Source organism: Paenibacillus sp. USDA918EY (assembly GCF_009870825.1).
In the GTDB taxonomy this organism is placed as follows: Bacteria; Bacillota; Bacilli; order Paenibacillales; family Paenibacillaceae; genus Paenibacillus_AQ; species Paenibacillus_AQ albilobatus.
Genome location: NZ_WTWY01000001.1, coordinates 485,471 through 510,223, shown reverse-complemented (window position 1 = coordinate 510,223; position 24,753 = coordinate 485,471). Strand labels below are relative to the sequence as shown.

The window sequence follows — 24,753 nt, the reverse complement described above, 5'->3', positions numbered from 1 at the left end:
TTAAACTCCCTTATCTTCACCTTCTACCTGAATCAGCCTGATTATGGCGCTGTCATAGTCTCCCTTTAGCTCCAATTGAATGCCCCGGGACATCCAGCCCTGCCCGCTGTGGACTTCGCCGGTTTCTTCGTTGCAATACCACGTTAACGGATCCAAACCGCGCGGTCTGACAGGTAACGCGGGGTGACCGAATTGCTGCGCATGCCTGAACACGAACACGACCGCTTCCTGCCCGTCTCTCCCTATATACTGCATAGAGGTAAGGTCCGATTGCTCAGGCGGGGACAAACGATAGCAAAGCCCTTCCTGAACCACCGGCCGTATTTGTTTATACTGGGCAATATAACCTGCAGCTTCCTCCATTTCCTGCGGGGTCAAATGATTCAGGTTCATGCCGATCCCCAGCGTTCCCATCATCGCAGAGTGGAAACGGAATTTTAGAGGTATGCGGCGGCCGTTCATGTAGTTGACCGTTTCAGTCACCCAACATACCATTGATTTGCTGTTATAGGCATGCGAGTACCCCCATTGTATGCGTAGACGATCCAACGCGTCGGTATTGTCGCTGGTCCAGAATTGGTCCGCGAACCGCATGATCCCCATATCCACCCGGCCGCCGCCCCCGGCGCATGACTCGAACTGTACTTGAGGATGCTTTTCCTGAAGCCGCCGCCAAATGTCATAGAGCGCGTTCACGTGCCTAACCCATATCTCGCGTTCGCGGCCGGCTTCCGCACCGGGCCAACCCGGCTCACTAAAGTAGCGGTTCATATCCCACTTGATAAATGAAATAGAGTGGGCAGACAGCAACTCATCTACTGCATGATATACAAAGGCCTGAACGTCATCCCTAGCCAAATTCAGAACAAGCTGATTTCTCCCCTCCGAGCGTGGACGGTCCGGGAAATGATAGACCCAGTCCGGATGCTTCCTATATAACTCGCTGTCCGGATTCACCATCTCAGGCTCGACCCAGATACCGAAATCCATGCCAAGAGTTGTTACGTAGTCAATAAGTGGCTTTAGCCCGTTGGGAAACTTGGTCCGGTTTACATACCAATCGCCTAAACCGGCCTTATCGCCATTGCGCTTTCCGAACCAGCCGTCATCCACAACGAAGCGTTCGACGCCAAGTCGCGCGGCTTTTTCCGCAAGCCGCTTCTGGTTTTCTTCGTTTACATCGAAATAGGTCGCTTCCCAGGAGTTGTATAAAATTTTTCTGAGCTGCCCGCCGTTACGCAGCACGTGTTTTTGTTGATAATTGTGCAGCTTCCGGCTCGCATCGCCAAATCCGCGGGCGGTAAATCCGCCCACGCATACGGGCGAAACGAATGTTTCACCCGCTTCAAGCAGCCAGCGAAAATCAAAATCGTGAATGCCCGCCGCTATTTGCAGCGTTTGATACGGCGTCCGCTCGGCGACGATCTTCCAATGTCCGCTAAAGGCAAGCCCTCCGAAGTACACAAGACCGCATTCTTCCGTCGTTTCGCCAAAATCTACGGCAAAGAAAGGATTGTTGTTATGTCCCGTAATGCCTCTGCGGGCTTCAATCACTTTCTTTCCCTCCTGAAGCATTTCCCGGCGAAGCTGCGTTTCCGCCCCCCAATGCCCAGTCAGATAAGTAAGGCGATAAGACGGGTACACGGGAAGATGCCAAATCGCGCTCATTACCTGCTCGATATGCACCGCACCCTCACCTGTGTTTTTTACTTCAAGGGAACGCTCGATCAGATCGAACTCGTCATATAGACGGTAATTAACCGTTACTTGCAGCGATTTCAATACATCCAGCAGCTCTATTCGAAGCGTGTCGTTTTCGATATGCGCCCCCGCAAAATGAAGGACAAGATCCCGCGTCCGGTCCGCGAATTCCACCTTCAACCCCGGTTCCGTGAAGTTTCGTTTGCCCCACGGCATCGTTTCTTCCCTGCTGTTGCCATCTTCCGACTCCCAAATCCAGGCTTGCCGGCAGTCCCCTCCCGGGTAATCGTCAGGCAAGCTTAGCCTCTCGCCCCAATACAAATGCTGCAGCGCACCGCTTTCGTCGACGCCGATGGCGTAATCGGCATGGTGGGTACGCAAAACCCAGGTTTTTCGCTCGGGTATGCTGATGATCGGCATTTTCCTTGTCCTCCCTTTTAAATAGAATCAGCCTTTTGAACACGCACTTATAGCTTTACTGTACCGCACAAAATACGATCGGCCAATTGACGAAATACGGATATTGATGGATGATATTCTTATACTCTAATCACTTTTTTTCTTGATATAATCAAAATCATAATAGGTTCATGAATTATTTTCTTAATGATCAAAGCCTGGAGCAACGACTTCCGCGTAAGTGCACCAATGCCATCCCAAATCGCCGTCCCTTTCTCCCCCGTAATCCGCCAATCCGATTCCCACGAGGTAGACGCACCTTCGGCGCACCAGGAGCCTCGATAGCAGAAGACGGAGCCATCCGACATTTCGTAAATACAGATCGCCGCAGCGTTGCCCTGGTACCAGGACCCCGTGGGATTAAACTCGTGGCAGTATACCGATACCGGATCTGCTCCCAGAATAAATCTTGCCTGATCGAAGGTGTGAATCGCCATATCAACGATTAACGGACTGTCCATAAGTTCCCTGAACCCGCCGAAATGGGGTCCAATAAAGAAATCGGCGTTAACCATCCCAGGCTTGCCAATGGTACCGAATTGGATCATCTCTCGAAGTGCGCGAATATTGGCATCGTAGCGCCGATTCTGCATGACGGATAACGTTCTTCCCGTCGCTTCGGACACTTGGATAATTTCCTTCGCTTGCTCCAGATTAGCCGACATCGGTTTCTCCCCAAATACATTACAGCCATTTCGCATCGAAGTCGTACTAATATCAAAATGACTATCCGGAATCGTCACATCCATCACAAAATTCGCATTCGTGTCCTTAATTGCTGGTTCCAATTCCGTGTTTCTGCAACTGTCACATTACAGGTTGCAGTCTTTCCGGTTTGCTCCCCTTCATCTTCAACAATTTAATAGGTCTTAGAAACACCCGTTCAGCTGTCGGTTTCGTTAATATATTCCGTTTATCGCCACTTCAAGTAAATCCATCGTCGACCCGTTTGAACCGCTATCAAATATGAGTTTTACGTATTGAGCCTCCTTATTTATTGGATATTGGTTATAGAATCCGAAATAAGCATCCCCAGTTGGGCCATTAACTGTGCTCACATCTTTCCATTCCATGCCATCATCACTGGTTTGAATTTTAATCGTTTTCGGCGTATTGATATATTTTTGGTCTAACGAATTAAAGTTAATATTGACATTAGCTATCTGGGATTGCGTCGGCAGCTTAAACTGAACCCATGCCTTTTCATCTGCCGCCAACGACCATTTGGATCGATCAAAATGAATGCCGTCAATCGCTTTGCCATCAACCAGATGATTAACAGCTTCTTGATTATGACTAGCTGTAATTTCAGCAGTCCTTGCAAGATTTTGGTACGGCAGCAGGTCCATGAATACTTTATTGGTTGTAAATGTCTTGCCGTCCAACGTTACATCGGCCCATACAACTCCCCTTGCAGGCTGTTCTACATTCGGCGTTATGATTTCATTTTTTTTGAAAGTAAACGTGTTGACTTCTTTGATCACGACGGGCTTATATTTATCTCCCGCTTTCAGATCGACGATACCGCCATGCCATTTAATCTTCGCTGCGCCAAGCCCGATCGCTCCGCCCTTCGATGATCTGCCTTCGATTTGATACCCAAGCTTTTCTAATGTGCCAAACTCGCCATAAGTTTCTTTTCCGTTAACGAATAAAGTAGCGCCAATCATATTCTCGCCAACATAGATTTTGCCGTCTTTAGCCGTTACTTTCAAAGTATCCTGTTTCGTTACTCCTTCATAACTGCCGCTAACGGTGATGCTTGTTGTTCCGTTTGATTTCGGGGTGACAATTCCGTTGGCATTAACCGCTGCTATTTTAGGATTCGTACTACTATAAGTTAGACCCGAAAGCTTAGCTTTAAGCGCCGGATATGTCATATACCCCTCAGCGTTGATTTTGAGTGATGCAGGCGATAACTGCTCACCCGTTGCTATGACATTCGTAAGCGTATATTTGCGTGCAGCATTGTCTGTTGCAATCTTAATGATCGAATCAATCGGATCCTCCTGAACATTGGCGAGCTTGATGGTCAGACTATCACCATTTTGCACGAACGAGGTTACAGGAATATTCTTGTTTAACCAGGTGACAGACGTCACTTTGTCCTTAATCGGACGAATGGTTAAAGACTTTCCGGCTATGGCGTCAAACCCTTTTTTGCCGTCAGGCCCTTTCATAATATGGAGATAAATATTGTTATCTCTGGACGTTGCATATCCCCATTGTGGGCCTGTCGTACTATTAGGGAAGGCGAACTTTCCATAGTTGCCTTTACCATCGTCTTCGTTGCCGTAGCCCGACAAGAAAAAGGGCGTCGTACCCGTGGTAGACTCATGCTTTTCCGGCATGCCTTCAGGCGCAAACCAGCTCGCAAGCCCTTCGCGAACATCGATAAACTCTTGAATGGATTTGGGCTATCTTGTTGCGACATCTTCCGGAGAATCCTAGTTGGTTCCACGGCTCATCAGCGGCATTTGGTCATTGTTGTCCACATAACCTCTGTTGGCATTCATGATCATTTCTTTGGCAACCTGACGGTAATCATCGCGTTTCGCATAGTATGGCGTGTAGTTGTTCTTGGTGTGAACAGACTTCCATGGTTCCATTGTGGTGCGTTTAACAAGATGATTTGCTCCTGCGTTCGCGTAAATATGACTGGCTTCGGATGTTCTTAAATCCGGGTCACCGTACTCCGCACCCCATGCATTGGAGTTGACGATGATCTCATCACTATGGTTCCGAATGCTGCTGAACATCACATCAAAATTGGCATTAGGCATTGCCTGTGGACCGTCAAAATAGAGGTATGCCGGATCATAACGCATAATGAGATCCTCTACATTTTGCACTAAAACATCTGTAGAAAAATGCTGCAAACCTCCACCCTCGGTTGCGTAGTACAAGCCGAATTTCATACCATAACGTTTGACCGCCTCTTCAAACTGCTTAATACCATCCACAACATTCCCATCTTCACCCTTAGGGTAATACAACTGCCGCTCATGCTTAGGATCGCTAAACTTTGAAGGCCAATAATAATTTTGTTGCAACGATTCAACTGAAACTAGCGAATGTCCCTGACGCTTTGCTCTTTCTGCCCATAAATCAGCAGAGAAATTAGGATCATTAAAATAGCCGTAAGTTACGATCGTATGGCTTAACGCGCCGACCCTGCCCTCCTCAAACCATTTGTTGGGGCGTTCTTTCACTGTAATTGTAAAATTCTTTGAAGCCTTGTTCCCACTGCTGTCCGTTACTTGTACAGTAAAGCTATAGTCTCCCGGCTCACTGTTGTTACTGATGATGCCTTTGCTGCTGTTGAGATCAACTTTTCCATTCACTAATCCGTCTGCAATGGTGCCATCTGCTTTTAATTCCAAGCCGTCAGGCAATTTGCCCTCTATAATTTTCCAGGTATAACCAGGCTCACCTCCGCCAGCCATAAATTGAAAGGCCGATGCTGCGACGCCATATTTATTCGTCGTTATCGATTTATTCCATACATAAGGCCATTCCTTGTAACCAAGGGGCAAATTATTGGCAGGAAGCGGAGATTTAATGTCATCTTCGGTCGATAAATCCTTGCGAGACAATTTTAAGAGTTTCAGTATCGCCTTCAACGGAATGAATAAGCCCGTCGATTTTATTGCCATTTTGATCCGCGACTCTTCCGTAAAACCCTAGGTACGCGACGTTCTGATCCTGAGCGATTGGAACGCCGTTTTCATTCACATCTTCTGTAAACGTATGTTCGATTTGAATCATCATTTTATTCCAACCCTGCTTCAGTTGGATCGCTTGTTTGGTCAAATCCTTTTGCACTTCAACCGGTACGGACGGTGCGGTTACACACTTGTCATTTACGTAAAGTCGATACGAGCCGCTTGCTCCTACATTGAAATAAGCCTGTTGTTCGACCGGACTATATACGTATGTGTGAGCGTATATATATTTGTTTCGCGTATCCGTTCCTTTCTTCACCTGATAGTAACCATACAAATCTTGATAATCATCATAGTTTCTGTTATAGATACGATCATCGAAATATTCCCATTTGCGATTTTCGTCGCCATAGCTTAACGGCTCGCCAATTTTGGGCGTGATCGCAGAAGCGTCAGGATTAGGCTCAACTGCCTGTTTATGATATACCTCGATTTCGGAAATTCCGGTAATCGGTGGATAAGGTGTGCGCTCTTAATCGATTTCCACCTTCATTTCCACTACATTTTTCAACACGGATGTCGTCGAATATACGGTTGGTTCAGAAGGGCTGGAAGAGGTGCTGTTAATTTTACCGGATTCTACTTTGCTGCCGTCTTGAAGCGTAAAGGTAAGATGATACCAATTGTTGACGTGGCGTGAATCACCCCATTGCGCGATTTTGACTTCATTGATGTCAATGGGTTCGTTCCATTTCAAGTTTACCCAAGGACTAGGGTCATTCTCGGTCACCCATTGTTTTATGGTACTTCCATCCACGAGATAGGACACGGGATTTACGGCAAGCGTTGAGGATGATGCCGTGATTTCTGATGCCAATGGCGCGTAATTAACGATTTTCCCCACTTCGCATTCATAAATTTTGTCCACTACAGGCGATTCGAAAGGACCAGAAACTAGCCATGAGTTAATATAAGGGGCATTCCCCGTCGTTTGCTGCGCATAAACATTCGTGCCTGGCATGTCCAATATGAATGATGTAGCGATCATAGCAGTTGCCAATATGGCAGAAGTAATTACCTTGTATATTTTTTTCATTCGTTTCTTTCCTCCTCATTGGAATGATGACGCTTTCAAATTTTGATATTGATATGGGAACGTTCCGAAGGTATTACCAACTCTATCCCCCTCTTTAAGTTTCTATAAAAATTTAGGCAACTAAATAATTTTCAGACTGCGGGACTAGAAAACTCCAAAATTAGTTCTAACGCTAATGGGGTTGCCTCTACCGATTGTTTCTCACTATAGAAAAGCAATCGATTGGAGTAAACAAATAAAAATAAATATTTCTTCAATCAACCGCCGTCATACTCTCCAAAAAATAAACATTTCTTTGAAATTCTACGAATTTCACCTTCTAACGACAAAGGCTTCCTCCCTGGATGGGAAGAAGCCTTTGTCGACTATTGATTTTGAAAGCCGGCCACCTGAAACCAAGGCCTTACAGGTACTCCTCCAAACTGATCATGCGGCACGGTTACGGTTATTGAAGCAAGCGGATTGATTGCCTTATAGGCAAAAGGCCGCCGCGCCCGCATCCTGCGAGTAATAGAAGGCTATAAGTGCAACAATGATTGCGGTTACCGTCTTTGTTAATCCAGGCTGATGACGAATCTGAATATGGCATTTTCTTCGTACCACATCGGAAAGTTCGTCCCCCAAACGTTATTGTATAGAAGAAAGTGCATGCCGCCGTCCAACGAAACGAAGGTATGATCGAATTGCAGAAGTCTCTTCTCGCCTGGCGCTACTAAAGGCGCATCCAGCGTTTCGATCATAGCCTCACCATCGCTGCCACGGTAATTAACTCCTGCATTTACCGCATGCAAGTTCCGGTTGCCGTTCTTGACGACCTCCAACGGAGAGATCCTCATCCCCATCTTATCCATCTTCCATAGATTCGGATTATCCACCTTCAGCGCGAACGTAAACCAACAGGCTTCCGGGAGACGATTCGCCTGCTTATTGAACCAACTGATATCGATATCAATCTTCTGCTGATACCTATGGAACCTGTAATCGATACGTATTTCTCGGGGAGCTCCATGTACCTGAACACATTCCGAAGGCATGGCAAGCCGAACATGCACCAAGTCATATATCTCTCTCGAGCAAGACGTTATGCAGATTAGATTCGGTGAAATCTGTCTGTATTCCGGCCTTGGTTCGGCAAATTCCATGCCGGGCTTGCCGAAGTCGGCGTCCGCCCAATGGTACGTCTTGCTCCACTGCTCCACATAATGCTCGAACCAATGGTGGTAATTTTCGAGACCGAAAGTCTCGTATACAAAGCGGCCCAAGCGGTGAGATTCGTCTGCCCATACTTTCCCGCGCCGGTCGACGAGTTTGCAGATTGATCCGTCCGTATCGAATTCAACCTTAAACAACCCAAGAGAATGGGGCCTTCCCGGGTTCAGGCTGTGGCCATCCTTGCATTCTTCCGGTACAGCCGCCAAAGCCTGAATGGCCGCTGCCGCTTCAAGCCGTTTATCTTCAGACAGGCACTGAATAGCCTGGCGAATGTACCCTCGTTGCTCCTGCCACGAGCTTTCGAAGAGCCGGAAGCTTCTTCTGCCTGACAAGGCAAACAATTCCGAGGAAAGACGGTCATGCTCATTCATGGCGAACGATCCCATATAGCGGTACTTATCAGGAATGGCATCTTTCGATACCGTGTCGGCCTGCCGCGCCGCCTGGAAATCACGTAGAGAATAATGCTTGAAATCGGGTAAAAATTTCTTCTCATCCAATCCCCACGTATGTTCCGGGATGAGTAAGAGTTTGTCGCAAAAGTCGGCGTATTCCTTGCTTGCAGGATCGAACCGTCCCTCCGCCGTCCACCTGTCCCGAAGTTTGAGCATCTCCCGATACTGCTGTAATTTTCCCGGATCTGACGCCGCCCCGTGAATCCAGGTGTCGCCGATCTCTTCCTCCACAACCGGAAAACGGTCTTTCAAGGTGACTAATTTGGAAGCAAAGGCCTCCATCGTGGAGGCTCGAATCAATGCGCCGGGGAACTTTTCGGACAACTGGTCAAACTCTGCCTGGATGTCTTCCTTGGTAGGCGGCCCGCAATTGTCTCCCGTATGAGCGAACACCATAGCCTCGTCGAATCCGTCAATCTGCACCGTATCGCCATAGTTGTTCGCATAATTGACGACTACTTCCGAGCCGTCCGGCGCTCTCCATACGAAGATTTCTGGCACGTTTGGCACTTTGGACGCCGGATTGACGCCAAGGTGTAAGTAGCGAATACCGTATTTCGCCAAGAGAGGAACCATCGCAATCGTATGTCCGGGGACATCGGTCATTTTCGCCGTCATCGTACTTTCGCCATACTGTGCATTCAGTTTCTGAGCGATCGACAAGCCGTATTCGAATAGCGCGGGGTCCATCAGCTCGGTATGAGTGGTAAATGGTAATCCGTGCCAGACGATGCTCCCGGCAGCGATCGCGTTCTCCATGTTTCTTCTCTGCTGTTCGCCGGCTTGTTTCAAATATTCGTGAATCAACCAGGAACCGGTCGTCCATACGAATTGGGCCGGACCGCCTTCAAGCCGCAATTGCTCGGCCAGCCGGATCGCGTTTGGGATATAGGACTTGAAATATTGGTCTATTACGTTCTGCGCCATGTCCGTAAACCCGATGTCGAGATGGGTCTTGAATACGACGTGAACGGTTTGGATGCCGCTCATATACTATACCTCCAGTTCATTTATTCCCCTTTAATAACAAAATCGTTCGCGCAAATCCGGGAGCAAGATGCGGAGAGGACGATTTCTCCTTTCACTCCCTTTGTTTTACCCATGCCGCGATACAACCTACCAAACTGACTTCGTTCGGTCCGATCAGATCCCCATCGCCGGTCACGTGCATTTTAATGATTTTGTTGCAATAAATGGTCGCACATGTTGTTCATGATCTGCTTCTCCTTCATCTTTTTGTGATATCATGACATGATTTATAATTTCACTATCCAAAATATACACAAGCAAATGGAGATTGAGTTCAATAAAAAGTAATACTTTATTCAATAAATCGTTATTTCGCTTACCAAAAAATAAACTTTTCATTGAAATCCGACCTAGATTTCTTCATTCTTAATCACGATTCGCCATAATTGTAATGTTCCGTTCATGTTCCGTTCATGTTCCGTTCATGCTCCGTTCATAGTACAAACATATACTGATGTGTACCCATGAAATGGAGGAAATATCATGAATATGGCATGGAAAGAAATGAAGAAAAGCAAAGCGAAGTTTATTATCTTAGGGTCGATTATTTTTCTGGTTAGTTTTCTAACATTTATCATCTCGGGATTGGCATACGGTTTGTCCCAAGAGAATGCTGCCCTAATCAAAGATTTGCCCAAGGGACATTTTTATATGAATACCGAAGCGAAACAAACGTATAATCTCTCCAAAATAGATCCAAGCTTACAGGATCAAATAATGAAGGAAAACAAGGACGCCGAGGCATTTTCCATTCAGATGGGCTTTGTGAACGATGCGGATGACAAGCAGCATACCGTAGCTTTCGTGACTTCGACGGATTCCCCGTTCTTTGAGAAAGTCGGCCCGGGGGAAATTGTGTTAGACCGTTCCCTAGAGAAAAATGGCATTAAAGTCGGAGATGTATTAACGAATAATCAGTTCAGCGGTGAATTTAAAGTCGTTAAATTCGTGGATCAAAAAAAATACAGCCACGCCCCTGTCGCCTTTATTAACATGGATAACTATAAAGAGTTTTACCGTGCGAAGGGAATGCAACTGATGTTCATCCCGGGAGAAGATAAAGCAACTTCGATTACGGGATTAGAATCCTTTTCAAAGAATGAGTTTCTTAACACCATCTCAAGCTATAAGGCAGAAAACATGTCCCTCAAACCTCTCCCTGCAGGAAGGGGAACTCACAGCCCTCGTGGGTGCATCCGGTTACGGAAAAAGCACGCTGCTTACCATCGCTGCCGGCCTTCAGCGCGCTTCCGGTGGGAAGGTGCAGTTTGACGGGAACAACTTGACGGAGATGACTCAGGAAGAGATTCGCAAGATTCGCGCACGCAGGTTTGGCTTTGTTTTTCAATCCACTCACCTGGTACCGTTCCTTACCGTTGAAGACCAGCTTATGCTCATGCTTGATGTGGCGGAGTCCAAAATGAACAAACGCGAGCAAAAGGAAGAAGTCGCCAAAGTTCTCAAGTTGGTCGAAATGGATCATCGGAAACATGCTTATCCTTCATCGTTATCCGGTGGAGAAAAACAGCGCGTTGCTATCGCCCGCGCCATCATCCACAAACCTAAAATCCTGTTCGCGGATGAACCGACGGCAAGTCTTGACTCGAAGCGTTCCAGAGACGTGATGACACTCATCCGTGATCTGACCAAAACACTGCACATTACAACCCTGATGGTCACCCATGATGAGGAAATGCTTCCTTATGCGGATCGTAGCATTACGATGAAGGATGGATTGATTGTATAGTCCCCTCCAAAGTTATGGAATAATGAGTTCTATCCACCGTACACGAAAAACAGATGAAACAAAATTATCTGTCCTTTTCACTTAATATCTATGACCCCGCTATTTTTTCTCCCCTTGGCTGGCTGCTGTTGGCGTCCGGTTCAACGGTGATGCCGATTTGGTCAAAAGTCTGCCCTTCGGCGAGCTGGTAGGTCAGTATCCCGGATCCGTGTTCGTCGGGCTTGAATATGCCGCCATTTTTCCTCGTGCCGTTTTTCAGCAGCCAAACCTGGTACACCTGTGAACCTACGACGCCTGGCAATTCGTGAACCTGCACCACCAAATTTTTCTTTGATCCCTGCTGGACAATATAGGCGATGCCGTTGGTTCCCGGATGGCTTTGATTGGCTGCTTTTAAGGGAATGGCCGTTAAAATTTCAATGGGTATATCTTCGGCATGGCGATTTATTTCCTGTATATTTGTTATTCCAAGGCCAATAATCGCAAGCAACAAGACGGCCACGATACCGGCTGAAACCGGGGTGAACTGGCTTTTGAGCATCATGGCAAGCTTGCTCATCTTCGCCATGAATGTTTCCGTACCACTTTTCCTTTTGTGAAAAACAAACCCCAGCACCTCGCCTTTTAGCGACTCGGGCACCTCCATTTCGGTATAATCAAACGGCAAAGCATGCCAGACCTGGGACAATTCCTGATATTCTTTCTTGCAATCCGTACAATTCTTTAAATGTTCAACAAAGGCCATGTGTTCGCTCTCCTTGAGCTCATTTGTTATATATGGAATTAAATGATCACAATCTCTTCTCATGTTATATCCTCCAGTTCCAGATGCTTCCTCAATCCTTTAAGAGCCTGGTGAAGCCTGTTTTTAATCGTGCCGAGCGGCTCTTGTTCCAGCTTGGCAATCTCTGAAAGAGAGTACCCTTTCCAATAAAGCATATCGATTAATTTTCTTTGCGCCGTCGGCAATTTGTTTTTCGCCATCGCAATATTATTCATATTTACTCGTTGCTCGATTTCATTGGCAGGGTCGGCGATCTCTTCATGTTCCTCTTGATGGTGCTCAGTATGCTTCTTCTCTTTGCGGATATAGTCAATACAAATATTGCGGGTAATCGTGAGGAGCCAATTGACAAAGCTGCCTTGAGCGGGATCGTATTGGCTGTTTGTTGTCCATAACCTCAAAAAGACCAACTGAATAATCTCTTTCGTCTTATCCTCATTCCCATTGCAAAACTTCATAACAAAGCTGTAAACAAGCTTTATATATCGATCATAAAGCTCCTCTAATGCGTGACGGTGTTTTTCGTTTACCAATCTCATTAATTCCGCATCGTGTTTTTCTTTCATATGGCACTCCCTGCTATTGGATAAAAATATATTGCCATTTTACTATTTTAAAAGAAAGAATAGGAACGACCGCGACTGATCGTTCCCTAGGCAGGCTTATTCAAATTCTGTTTCGCTGCTTACTTCCAGCCCCATTTTTGAAAGATTTGATGAGATTCTTCCGTTCTTAAATAATCAATAAATTGCCGTGCCTCTTTTTTCTGATCGGTGATATTCGTCAGGGCGATCGGCGTTCCACGATAGAGCTTTTCTTCTTCGGGCAGTTTGACCAGGTCGGTCACATGCTGGAGCCGGTAATGCCACGATTCATAGGTAATCCAGGCGTCCAGGCTGGAATTCGATTTCCATCGTTCAATGGCTTCAGCACTCGACTTTACAGAGAGGTTAATATTTTGGGAGGCCTTCGATCAGCCCTTTTCTGCCTGCCAGGTCTTCCCACAGGCCAAGCTGGCCAGCCCCATTCACATCGATTATTTTTACTCCCTTTTTCGTTAAATCCTCCAGGCTTTCAATCTTCTTAGGATTTCCTTTCCTCACCAATATTCCTGCAGCACGCGGGTAAAGCTCCATTCGTGATTTCGTGTCGATCATTCCCGGGTGGTTAAAGATGAAGTCCTGCAGCATGTACTCGGAGCCACCGAAGATAATATCTGCATTTTGCTTTGCCTGGTCGATCCAATTGCCCTCTGGTCCGGCTGTTACTTCCACCTTGATTCCCGTTTTAACTGAAAAATGTTCAGCAGCTTCCTTGATCGGTCCAAGTGGTCCGCCCGGCCCGTACACCCGGATGACATGATCACTTTGGCTGGAATTTGGTGTCGCTTGGGTCGCCGGCTTATTGTCCATTTTTGCATAGGCTGACCATCCGGCAGCCGTAAAGACAAAGAGCAGTAGGGCTGACAGGAACACGGTTTTCTTCATGATTCTTCCTCCATTTCATACATGATTTTTATCGGTACTATTAAAGGAAACGAAAGGAGGCTGTAAACGGTTTGATTTTACAAATAAAAAGAATCCATTTTGAAAAAATGATTGATCAAAATGGATTCTCATTCTCTTGTGTTCCGATCATCACCACAGATACCTAAGCCTTAACCTCAACCTGCCGTTAATATAGGAGCTAGGAACCTTTTTTAGCCCTTACCTCTACGACTTGCAAAATATCTCCATTATATCCTTCGGCAGTACCAACCACTATTATGGTTCCTTTTCGTTCATATAAGGAGGGGTCCAATTCCGCAAAAGTCAGTGGCAGCTCTCTGGTATCATTTAGATACAGCGCTTTAACTGTTGTTGCCAATTTTGGTACGGCACCAGATAAAGTAGTCACACTGCCCAGCTTATCTATGGATCGTATGCCGTCTACGGTTACATTGACGCTAAATGTGCTTAATGCGCCTTTTAGATCGGCAAGCTGACCTTTTACGGAAAATGTACCCGGGTTCTTATACAATGATGGATTTACTGAACCCCAGTTCACTTTAGCAGCCTGAGAACCACCATTCTTAAAAGTAACAGTAACCTTTTGGGGTAAATTTGGAGCATGATCAACAGTAGTTGATAGATTATCTTCTATACCTTCTATGGAAATGATCTCATAATTTTTATCCATATAAACGGTATAATCTTTACTTCCCGCTGAAGTGATTTCGGTCAAGACTAAAATATTCTTTCCATTCACCAATTGATCTGGTGAAATCGATGCAAGATCACCTTCAATTTGAATTTCTTTGCCATTCATCTGCAGTTTAATCTCTGCTCCACCAAGTACGATAATCGGTTTCTTGAATGTAATAGGCTTCCCGGCGTCCGTTATAGAAGCATAATAAGTATAATAATCCGGATTAAATTTACCATTTAACACCGCATTTCCCAGTCCGAGATCATCCCCATAATCTACGTATTTCGGATTGGATATGATCTCAATATCATCCAGGTAAACGTTGGCGTTAATTCCTCCAAAGCCTACCCCGCCTGATTTATACTGACCGTCATCAACAGATATCAATTTTTGTCCATCCAATACGAAACCAATCTTCCCGTCAAAGGTTTGAATCTGCAAATCATGCCATTCATTCGCATTAAATCCATCCGGTACGCCTACTTTACCTAATGATTTATCTGAGCTGGCCGTATGTTTCGATATTTCAAAATACGGAGTACCCGCCGGAAAACCATCGGTTCCATTTTTATTTCTTCGATAAACGACTTGATAGGATAACGGTGCTTTACCAGGGGCTAAACCTTCATTAGATGCCATTACATAAATCGTAAAGTTATCGTATGCACCCCCAAGAACATCCGTTTCACCCCATCCTTCAAGTTTCCATTTCATATTAACCAGATAATTATTCCAAGGGGCATTCATTTCATAGAAATCGCTGCCGTCTCTAATCTCATCCTTTAAAACTTGATTTCCGGCATCATATACAACACTTGTTACAGTTGGCATACCACCTATTTTGTCAAAAGCAGGAACTTCTCCATCTTCAAAATCCAGTTTAAGCTGTTGCTTATTATCTTCTGATCCATCATATACTGGAGGTGCCGGGATATTTGATGGAGGGATTGGCATTGTCGCTGGATCCCCGCCAAACACATAAAGCTCATCATAGAAGGCTTGCCCTCTGCCATGATCAGAACCAAGCGAGATATAATCAAATCCGGAAGCAGGTAAGGTTTTCACGAATTGATTATCAATATAAAGCTTGACATCGGTACCTGATGTATAGTCAAACTTTAGCTCATGCCATCCAAAGGTTCTAACGATGTCGGTAGCTTCCTTTTGATCTCCAATCTGGATAATATATCGATCTGCCGTATCATAATCCAAACCCATACCGACCATATTCTTACCATCATCAACTCGTGCAATGGATGTAACCTTAGCCGAATTCTGATGCCCTGAATCGTACGAAGCCAGATTATTATTTTGTCTGTCAAACATCTTGATCGTAACGACTTTGTTCAGCATTTCAGGAAAATTCTTGAATACTTGAGTTTTATCCAGCAATTCCAGGCTTTGTTTTCCGTTTATAGGTCCTTCAGACATAAATTCTGTTGAAATTTGTGCCTGACCGTTTTGAGTTGACCAAACTGTGTCATCCAGTCCATTTTCAAAGTTTTCTTTAAAATAAATATCTTCCGGTTCTGCAAGGAGGTCTCTGCCTGTTAAATATTCCTTAGGATAATCTGACGATACTCCAATTTTGTCATACTCCATCTTGGAGTCGTCAAATTCCTTAATATGATTCGTATGTGTTCCATAATTAACATTCGTATTATCAAACTTGATTACATCCCCATATTGGGTAATCGTATTCACTTCTATGTTAAAGTTCATTGGATTCGTGGCTTTAACATTGCTTAACTCCATGCCTGAGGCTCCCATATCCAGGTTTATGTCATTCGGACCCAAATCAGCCATGGTAGGATTCGGGCCAGTGTTATCAATAATAGCCTGGTTTAAGTAGTTAGGCTTGTAATTTTGTGATCCCTTGTATAAATAACATGCAAAGAAAGCTCCATCATCTCCACCGTCTTGTTGAGCATCATGCAAATATACATATTCAAACTTATTATGGTGAGTATACATATCCGTCATCATATTGAAATCTTTATCGCCATTGGGGAAAGCAACATTTGGGTTGCGACTATATCCGGCTGTTAAAAAAATTCCTCTTCTTGGTGAATTATAGACCTCTACATGAGATACCGTATTATAGCTTGACTGCTGAATCGTGATCCCTGAAGCCTGACCAATGAGCTCGCCAATATCATGGACAATCGTATTCGCTATCGTATTATTTCTGCTATAGCCATCTCCGTTTTTATCTCCAGCCACACCAGGGTAACCGCCATCGATGGTTATACCTCCATGACCTGTATATTCAATAAGGCTGTCCTTGATCACTGTGTTTTGGTTAGCCAAATAGAGATTAATTCCAAACATGCCTGAATTTTTGATATGTGCTTTGGAAATCGTAATGTTTTTAGTATTCGTTAGCGTTATCACACCGTATTGGAACTCTATTCTTTCGGATTGCTCGGCATAGGATGGTTGCGTGCTTCCTTTTGCTTCCGGAGGATAAAAACCTAAACCGGCTCCTGCATCTCCCCAGTTCCAACCATAGGCGTACCAATCCGTCGTATTGGTGTCCTTGAATTGCAAGCCGCTGAATTCAATATTTGAAACCATATGTTCCCGATCGGAGCCTTCGACACGGATCACTTCTTTGACAGTAGGAATGATAATTTCATTATCCTTTATCTTTCCTTCGGGATAATAATACAAATCTCCAGTCGTTTTATTAAAATAGTATTCACCGGGAACGTCCAAGAAACCTAAATTTCCTTGAACAAAATACCTTGCATTTGTACCTGTTTTATATTTAGGTCTGTACATTTCCGGTTTTCCCGGGACCGTCTTGTATGCAAGTTTACGGCTTGCGGTATCAATCGCCGAAATTGGAATCGTATCCGTCATCCAATCCCAATAACCACCGTCCCACATATATACGGAGGCATCCAAGTCTCCACGTTTTTGGGCGTTTACCATACCGTTTATCGACTCTTGATCAAGGTCACCATCTCTATAGATCAGGTCACCAATTCCGCCTGCCGCACTTTTCATGTATGGAGTTAAAGCTGATGGAAAGCGTTTATACTTATCTAAATTATGAGTACGTGCTAGTGTTGCACGTTTATCGTTTACATAAAGAGTATCAAAAATCACATCTGTGCCAACGTGCGTTTTGTATACCTTACCCTCTGCAACAGCCGGTAAGTCAGCGTCAGCACCTGTTCTTTTAACTATTTTCCATGGTGTGTCAACAACTTTACCGCCGATGATCTCGGCACTAGCCAATCCATCTAAATTTCGATAGATGATATGATAACCATTCGTACCGGAGTCTCTTTCGTCGAAAGTAATCGTTTCATCAAGATAGTATTTACCTTGTGCAATAAATACGTAAATATCACCTGTCATATTCTGATTGATCTTTCGAACCGCGTCTCTTGCGGCTTGCAGAGTTGCAAATGGCTTGTCGTACGAGCCATCGTTTTTATCATTTCCATTCGGTGAAACAAAGATTTCGGCTTGTATTCGATTTTGATTTTGAGAAATTTCTGCTCCTCCTTCTTCTGCCCGAACATTTTGTGTAGAGCCAAATAATGAAGTGCATACCATACACATTACAAGCATGTAACTGAAGAATTTCTTCTTAGCCATGATCATACCTCTTCCTTTCTAGTTGTATTTGTTCTCACTATGTGCCAACTTTACTAAATACGCCTGGTGATTCTTCTACCGAAAGTACAGCGCTTACATTTTTTTCGGGATTGAGTTTTATAAATTCATACCGGCGATGCTGGCTTTAAACCTATTCATAAATCCCCCCCCTAGCTAAGGCTGCATACTTTTGATGAATTCAAGTCCAAGATTTGTAAAAATATGCAGCAAAGTTACCTGCATTGTAGTCGAGGTAATCTCAAATCAGCAATCTCAAAAACTGTAGTTATTCATGTTTTTCTACAATATAAATGAACACTTGAACTCATAATTTTAATAATTTCTCTAATTTCTTCTAGCTAACAAAAAAATAGCCCAGTTCCCATAAGGAAAAAGGCTGTTTTTAATACAACATAACTGGTTAATTGACATCGATTTCTTGTCCAAGCTGCAGCTTATACTCACTGAGGGACATGCCAAAATGCTTTTTAAACCGCGTGTAAAAATAATTGTTCTTTTCAAGACCAACCTTTTCAACGATGGACGACAAAGGCAGTTGGGTGTTGCGCATATATTCGTCCAGCTTTTGCATGCGGCAGTCAAAAATGTATTGCGCAATCGACTGTCCGTGTGCTGCTTTGAACAAATGGCCTACATAATTCGGAGATAGGCGCAACTTTTCGGCAATGGAGCTGAGGCACAGTTCGGTGTTGGAATATTCCTGTTCCACGATTCCGATAATGCGCTGCACCAAAAGATCGTTGCTATTGGATGTGTTTTTGATCCCCGTTACCTTATGGCTGAGCTTTTGTAAAAACGCATTCATTAAAATATCGATATCTGCCCCCACTTCTGCATGTTGTACATCTTGCAAAAACTCCTGCAAAGTCAGATCCTGATTGTCCTTTATGGCTGGCACTTTACTGAATACGCCCGAATAGATTCTGTAAATCAAATGTACAATGCAGAACAAAATCTCATTATAGGTATATTGATACAGCTGTTGACTAATCGATTGATAGATTCTACTAGCTTCTTCACAATCACCTTCCAGCACTTCCTCGATCAGCTGTTCCTCCTTTTTGGCTGAAATATGGAATTCATCGGTATTGATTTCATCCATCATGTAGGGAGTGATGATGCAGCCGTGCCCATAGCGCATTTTCAAAAGAATCGAACCCTTCATATTGTTATACATGCTGGGCAAATGTTCCAGCCCCTGGAACATCGTGCTGTACGCCATAGACAGCGAAATATGAATATACTCTTGCGTATTCCGTTGTATTTCGCTTAATAAACGTTCAACTTTATCCTGTAGCACCTTATATTGCGATACCGTTTCGCAATCCATAAGCATCACGAATTTATCGGAGTCACAGCTGAAAATTTCGCAATTGCCGTAATTCTCAGCAATTTCTGTTGCGATATTTACAATCGCATAGCGCAATGCCCAACGCTCCTTCTGACTATTTACAGCCATAAACTTATTGTAGTTGTCAATTTTAAAAAGGCACATACACAGTTGATTCGAGGCGACATAATCCAGATGCAAGTCATGAAGTTTTCCCCTTACGGTTTTCATTGAATACGTTGTACTTTCGCTTAGCAGAGCATTTAGAAAATCTTGTTTGGCAGCATACCCTGTTTCGCGCATGATTTTATCGAGCTGCAGATTCTGCTCCTTCATGGAGTCAAATACAGACAGAATAACTTGAAACTCTTCCGTTCCAGACACAAGTGAATTACTTTTTTCCGGAGATTCTCCGTTTATAATTTTCGTCATGGCTTGAATAGGATTGTTCAGCCTGCGTGCCAAAAACAGACAAATGACCGCACAAAAAATGAATACGGTTACAACTATACCTGCAGATATGATCGACGCCGTAATTACATCTTTAAAGATTTTTTTAACGGGCGTAACGCCCATGATGTACCAGTTGTTTGCATTACTTTTGCTGCTCGAAACAAGGTAACCGATTCCGCCGATTTTTTGCACCTGATTGCTGCTGCCGTCCAGTACCTGTGCTTTCTGGCTTAATGCCCGCACCTCACTCATGTCATGACCGAACTCCGGTGAAAGTGCCATACTTAAAATAGAACCTTTGGCGTCAACTACTAAAAAAGACGTTTCCGGTACAGGATCACTACTATTAATGGCTTGGATGGAGTCCGTAAGCGCTTTCGTTCGAATATTGACAACGACGGCATTCTTCAAACCGGATGCGGTGGCGCCAGGTTCAAACAGTATATAAGAGCATACATTTGCCGATTGTGTTGCTTCATTTACAGATCCAGCAATGGGGCGACCGCGATACTCAGCTACAAAATTTTTGTCGGTTAACAACTTGGCAATCGCCTGATCTGAAAATGCGGATGCTGATCGACGTTCACCGCTCCGTGAGGAATAGAACAAGTCCAATCCCGCATTGTAAAGATAAACACTGTCAATATCTTTCAGTGTCAGAAAGTGCTTATCAATGACCTTGCTTGCTAATAGCGCTACGCGCTCATCGCTTTCCTTCATATTTAAAAATTGGATAATGTCTTTGTCGCTGTACAGCGCATTGCCTAATTTTTTTGCGGTTTCGTCAAGATAGGTAATGCTATAATTCGACTGTGCAATCAGTTTGTCGTTATAGCGGCTAATCAATGCATTCGTAGTGCGTAAATAAGTAAATGTCAAGAAAGTCGTAAGTAAAACAGTGATGATCATCGTGATCATCAAAAAAGAAAAAAAAGCTTTGCGGAGAAAGCTAGTGCTGCGGTTTTTGGTCTTATATGAGAGCTTCATTGCGACCTCCTAATCATGCGGCTATCTGGTATGATTTCAATTGTTATTATAGTGTCAATTAAATTGCGCCTCAACAATTTATAACACTTTGTAGAAATCGTTGGTTTTTAGAGATGCGATGTGTTGAAAAACAAAAAGATCAACATATTTGTTTGTTGAGCAAGAAATTTCCCCTTACTACAATGATGGCAGATGTACATATTGTTGCAAAGAAAAGGGGTGAAATAAATGAAGACGATTACAAGTCCGTCTCACAAGGGCAAATCCTACAGAGCATTACGGAGCGCGCGCCGTCAGGTACCTTTCTATTTCATGATGGGACCGGGATTAATTTTTATCACAATCTTATTTTATATCCCGATGGCCGGCGTTCTCATTGCCTTCAAAGATTACAAAGCACGTGATGGTATCCTCGGAAGTCCATGGATGGATCCGTTGTTCAAAAACTTTGAGTTTTACTTTAAATCCGACGCAGCGAAAACCGTTACCTTCAATACGCTTTTTTACAATCTCATAGAAGCCGTTGCCGTTACACTTTGCGCATTGGCACTGGCGATTCTATTAAGTGAAGTAAAAAACAAATTTGTTTCTGCTACCTATAAAGGTTCCATTTTGCTGCCTACCTTCCTCTCATGGATTGTCATCCAGTACATTTTTTTCAGCCTGCTCAGTGTTGATCGCGGCATTGTCAACAGCACGATTACCTCGAACGGAGGAGAAGCCATTTACTGGTACAGTGAGCCGTCTTACTGGCGGATCATTATGCCAATCGCCTATCTGTGGAAGAATGTAGGTTATTATTCCGTGCTTTATGTGGCGGCGATTGCCGGGATTAACACCGACTATTACGAAGCTGCGCAGTTGGACGGCGCTTCGAAGTGGCAGCGAATTCGATACATTACACTCCCACTTTTGAGTCCAACCATCATTGTACTTTCACTGCTGTGGGTTGGTAAATTATTCAATGGCGGACTGGGCGATTGGAACGGATTCTACACACTTCCAAATGATGCAGGTGCTCTTTACCCAGCAACAGACGTGATCGACACACTTGTATTCCGCTCGCTGAAAAAGATCAATGATTACGGCATGGCGTCGGCCATTGGTTTATATCAAGCGGTCGTTGGTTTCTTCCTTGTGTTGATCTCTAACTACATTATTAAAAAGAAAGATCCCGACAGCGCACTATTTTAAGAGGTTGTTCAAAAAGTCCGCTTTTGATCACGAAGTGAACCCAAGAAGTAACTCGACATCGAATCTTGAATTCACCCGGGACTTCCGGTGCTCACGTACCTAAAACGTACGCTCCGCTCCTCAGTCCCTAGCTTTATTCAACCTTCTCGGTGCTGAAAACCGGCCTTTTTGAACACGCATTTTAATCGATCCGTAAGGATAGAATTTGTCCTTGCTGACCGTCAGCAGAAACGGATACTGTCTTTGAAAAAAACATAAACCGTTTCTACTTGGGAGGGAAATACATGCTTCTAAGAAAGCTACATTTTTCAAAAATGGTGATTCATCTTATTTTCATTGCAATGAGCCTTGCCTGCATCCTTCCGCTGCTTTTGGTTGTTTCCATATCGCTTACGGGCGAGCAATCGCTGATGCTTGACGGATATCGCTTCTGGCCCAAGGAGTTCAGCACGTCAGCTTACCAGTATGTATTCAACGGAGCAGGCTCTATTTTAAATGCATACGGAGTTACGATTTTTGTGACCGTTGTTGGTACAGTTTTGCATCTGCTGATTACTTCTATGCTGTCGTATTCGCTGACACGACCCGAAGTAACTCATCGTAAAGCTCTCACTTTCTTTGTATATCTTCCGGTTTTGTTTAACGGCGGTCTCGTTCCTCAATACATTTTGCTGACGCAAATTCTGCATCTGAAGGATACCATTTGGGTACTGATCATCGTCTATCTGGTGTCGACGGTTAACGTGCTGATTATGAAAAACTTCTTCCGCACGATTCCGGATTCATTAATTGAGTCAGCGCGTATCGATGGATCGGGTGAAATCCGTACCTTTTTCCGGATTGCGCTTCCGCTTTCCAAACCATCGCTGGCGACCATCGGTTTATTTGTAGCTATTGCATACTGGAATGATTGGATGACCGCCTCATTGTACATCGAATCGCCAAAACTGCGGCCCCTGCAATATCTGCTACAATCTTTAATGAACAATATCGGATATTTGCAGTCGAACGCACAAGCTTCGCAGTCGATGGAGTCAGCTATTGGCATGCTGCCAAGTGAAGGCGCGCGCATGGCAACCTGCGTACTCGCCATCGGTCCGATTATTTTGCTGTATCCGTTATTGCAGAAGTACTTTGAAAAGGGCCTGACCATAGGCGCTGTTAAAGAGTAATTTTACCGGAAAGCAACCCGGAAAATTTCAAATAAATGATAGGGGGAACGACAATGAAAAGATTTTCCGCGATTTTGTTGTCTGTAACAATGCTATTTACTGTGATGCTGGCCGGCTGCGGACAGAAAGACGCAAGCTCTACCGGTGATCCTGCTACGGGTGATGATAAGCTGACCCAGCTCAACTTCTATATGATGAATAGCCCTGTCAATGATTTTGACCGTGTCATGAAGAAAGCTAACGAAATCATTGCCAAAGAAATCCACGCGAAACTGAATCTGATTCTGGTAGACAGCAGTACTTATGCTGACAAAATGAATCTGATGATCAATTCCGGCGACGACTGGGATCTCGCATTCACTGCAAGCTGGGGTGGCATGAACTTCTTTGAAAATGCCGCCAAAGGTGCTTATGCTGATCTGACCGACCTCCTTCCTAAATATGCGCCTAAAACGTATTCCCGAATTCCTGAAAGCCAGTGGGAAGGCGTGAAAGTAAAAGACCGCATCTATGCAGTTGTTAACTACCAGCAGTGGGGCTCCGCGAAGCGAAACGGTTTTGAGTTCCGTAAAGACATTGCGGAAGAAACCGGCTTCGACTGGAAGGCTGTAAAAGGCAAGCCAACCGTTGAAGCGCTCGAAATGATTGGACCTTTCCTTGGTAAAGCGCTCGAAAAGCATCCTGAAATGATCGGTTTTGAAACCAGCTCTACTCACAGCTTGTTTGCAAACGAGCCGCTCTACTGGAATATGGAAGCTGTTGGCGATCTGACCATCCCTGGATGGATTAACCTCGATCATCCGGACAAAGTCATCAATCAGTATGAGACTGAAGATTTTAAAAAGTTTACTGAAATTATGCGTGACTGGTACGTCAAAGGGTATGTTCGCAAGGATGGCGCAACGGTAAAAGATACTTCTCCTGACCGTAAAGCCGGCAAATTTGTCGCTGAAAAAACCTACGGCTTCCCTGACTCCGTTGACGTGCCTGACCAAAACCTTGCCATGTCCATGACTCAAAAGAATGGAAAAACTCCTGCTGTATCCGTATCCACCACTCGTACGATGATTCCTGCAGGAGCCGGTTCCAACGCAGCTATTGCCATCAATGCCGATTCCAAAAAGGTTGAAAAAGCTCTGGAACTGATTGAGCTGCTAAATACAAACGATGATCTGTACAAGCTGATTACGCTCGGTGAAGAAGGCGTTGATTACAAATACGACGAAAAAGGCACGTATACGCCAATTGAAGGCAAATACAATTTCAACTTTAACGAATGGCAAATCGGTCAATCCTACAGCCCAACCTTTAACCGTGCTCAATATGACAAGAACAAAGATGGTGAGACTTCGAAGGAAGTCCAAAAATTTGTCTATGAAACGGACAAAACGGCAGAGATCTCGCCAGTAACTGGCTTCGTATTCGACCCTTCTCCAGTAAAGACTCAGGTTGCAAACTGCGCTGCAGTTACCACGGAGATGATTCCGGCACTAAGTTCCGGTTCCATAGATCCAACTAAAGCATTGCCTGAATTCTTAAAGCGCCTGAAAACTGCCGGCGTGGACGACATCATCAAAGAAAAACAGGCTCAATATGACGCCTGGAAAGCCAAGAAATAGTCTCGCGCTCATTTGTGATAACCGGTGTAT

Annotated in this window: 13 protein-coding genes and 4 pseudogenes; 5 read left to right on the top strand and 12 right to left on the bottom strand. The window is 44.5% G+C overall.

Annotated elements, in window-relative coordinates; genetic code table 11:
• The 7 genes and pseudogenes from GQY55_RS02450 to GQY55_RS02420 all read right to left on the bottom strand — a co-directional run bounded on the left by GQY55_RS02450 (position 1) and on the right by GQY55_RS02420 (position 9,578).
• Complete coding sequence (locus GQY55_RS02450; protein ID WP_160037779.1) at positions 1-2,121, bottom strand: alpha-galactosidase; 2,121 nt, start codon at positions 2,119-2,121, stop codon at positions 1-3.
• 198 nt (positions 2,122-2,319) lie between these two features.
• Positions 2,320-2,954 (bottom strand): annotated as a pseudogene (locus GQY55_RS02445) (Gfo/Idh/MocA family protein); the annotation flags it as partial.
• A 105-nt stretch (positions 2,955-3,059) separates the two neighbouring features.
• Complete coding sequence (locus GQY55_RS02440) at positions 3,060-4,466, bottom strand: discoidin domain-containing protein (RefSeq protein ID WP_236575358.1); 1,407 nt, start codon at positions 4,464-4,466, stop codon at positions 3,060-3,062.
• Between the two features lie 141 nt (positions 4,467-4,607).
• Positions 4,608-5,783 (bottom strand): putative Ig domain-containing protein, encoded by a 1,176-nt coding sequence (locus GQY55_RS02435; RefSeq protein ID WP_236575357.1) that lies wholly within the window; start codon positions 5,781-5,783, stop codon positions 4,608-4,610.
• Positions 5,725-6,144 (bottom strand): hypothetical protein, encoded by a 420-nt coding sequence (locus GQY55_RS02430; protein ID WP_160037771.1) that lies wholly within the window; start codon positions 6,142-6,144, stop codon positions 5,725-5,727. The genes GQY55_RS02435 and GQY55_RS02430 overlap by 59 nt, the downstream gene beginning before the upstream one ends.
• A gap of 213 nt (positions 6,145-6,357) precedes the next feature.
• Entirely contained in the window at positions 6,358-6,921 is a 564-nt protein-coding gene (locus GQY55_RS02425) for a hypothetical protein (protein ID WP_160037769.1), read from the bottom strand.
• A 554-nt stretch (positions 6,922-7,475) separates the two neighbouring features.
• Positions 7,476-9,578, bottom strand: coding sequence for a DUF5054 domain-containing protein (locus GQY55_RS02420; RefSeq protein ID WP_160037767.1), 2,103 nt, complete (start codon positions 9,576-9,578; stop codon positions 7,476-7,478).
• Between the two features lie 522 nt (positions 9,579-10,100).
• Here GQY55_RS02420 and GQY55_RS02415 point away from each other — a divergent pair.
• Together GQY55_RS02415 and GQY55_RS02410 are read left to right on the top strand one after the other, a co-directional pair.
• A pseudogene (locus GQY55_RS02415) lies at positions 10,101-10,766 on the top strand (ABC transporter permease); the annotation flags it as partial.
• A 1-nt stretch (position 10,767) separates the two neighbouring features.
• A pseudogene (locus GQY55_RS02410) lies at positions 10,768-11,364 on the top strand (ABC transporter ATP-binding protein); the annotation flags it as partial.
• 88 nt (positions 11,365-11,452) lie between these two features.
• Here GQY55_RS02410 and GQY55_RS02405 read toward each other — a convergent pair.
• The 5 genes and pseudogenes from GQY55_RS02405 to GQY55_RS02385 all read right to left on the bottom strand — a co-directional run bounded on the left by GQY55_RS02405 (position 11,453) and on the right by GQY55_RS02385 (position 20,738).
• Entirely contained in the window at positions 11,453-12,109 is a 657-nt protein-coding gene (locus tag GQY55_RS02405) for an anti-sigma factor (protein WP_236575356.1), read from the bottom strand.
• 59 nt (positions 12,110-12,168) lie between these two features.
• Positions 12,169-12,714, bottom strand: coding sequence for an RNA polymerase sigma factor (locus GQY55_RS02400; protein ID WP_160037761.1), 546 nt, complete (start codon positions 12,712-12,714; stop codon positions 12,169-12,171).
• A gap of 119 nt (positions 12,715-12,833) precedes the next feature.
• Positions 12,834-13,635, bottom strand: a pseudogene (locus GQY55_RS31750) (substrate-binding domain-containing protein).
• 199 nt (positions 13,636-13,834) lie between these two features.
• Positions 13,835-17,947: an Ig-like domain-containing protein gene (locus GQY55_RS02390; protein ID WP_160037759.1), complete on the bottom strand. Its 4,113-nt coding sequence runs from the start codon at positions 17,945-17,947 to the stop codon at positions 13,835-13,837.
• Between the two features lie 421 nt (positions 17,948-18,368).
• On the bottom strand, positions 18,369-20,738 hold the full coding sequence (locus GQY55_RS02385) for a helix-turn-helix domain-containing protein (RefSeq protein WP_160037757.1): 2,370 nt from the start codon (positions 20,736-20,738) through the stop codon (positions 18,369-18,371).
• A 228-nt stretch (positions 20,739-20,966) separates the two neighbouring features.
• Between GQY55_RS02385 and GQY55_RS02380 the strand changes: the two genes are divergently transcribed.
• The 3 genes from GQY55_RS02380 (at position 20,967) to GQY55_RS02370 (ending at position 24,723) form a co-directional block, all read left to right on the top strand.
• Positions 20,967-21,932, top strand: a complete 966-nt coding sequence (locus GQY55_RS02380; RefSeq protein WP_160037755.1) for an ABC transporter permease subunit — start codon at positions 20,967-20,969, stop codon at positions 21,930-21,932.
• A gap of 284 nt (positions 21,933-22,216) precedes the next feature.
• A complete protein-coding gene (locus GQY55_RS02375) occupies positions 22,217-23,104 on the top strand; it encodes a carbohydrate ABC transporter permease (RefSeq protein ID WP_160037753.1) in 888 nt (295 codons plus the stop codon).
• Between the two features lie 53 nt (positions 23,105-23,157).
• A complete protein-coding gene (locus GQY55_RS02370; protein WP_160037751.1) occupies positions 23,158-24,723 on the top strand; it encodes an ABC transporter substrate-binding protein in 1,566 nt (521 codons plus the stop codon).
• Positions 24,724-24,753: the final 30 nt, after the last annotated feature.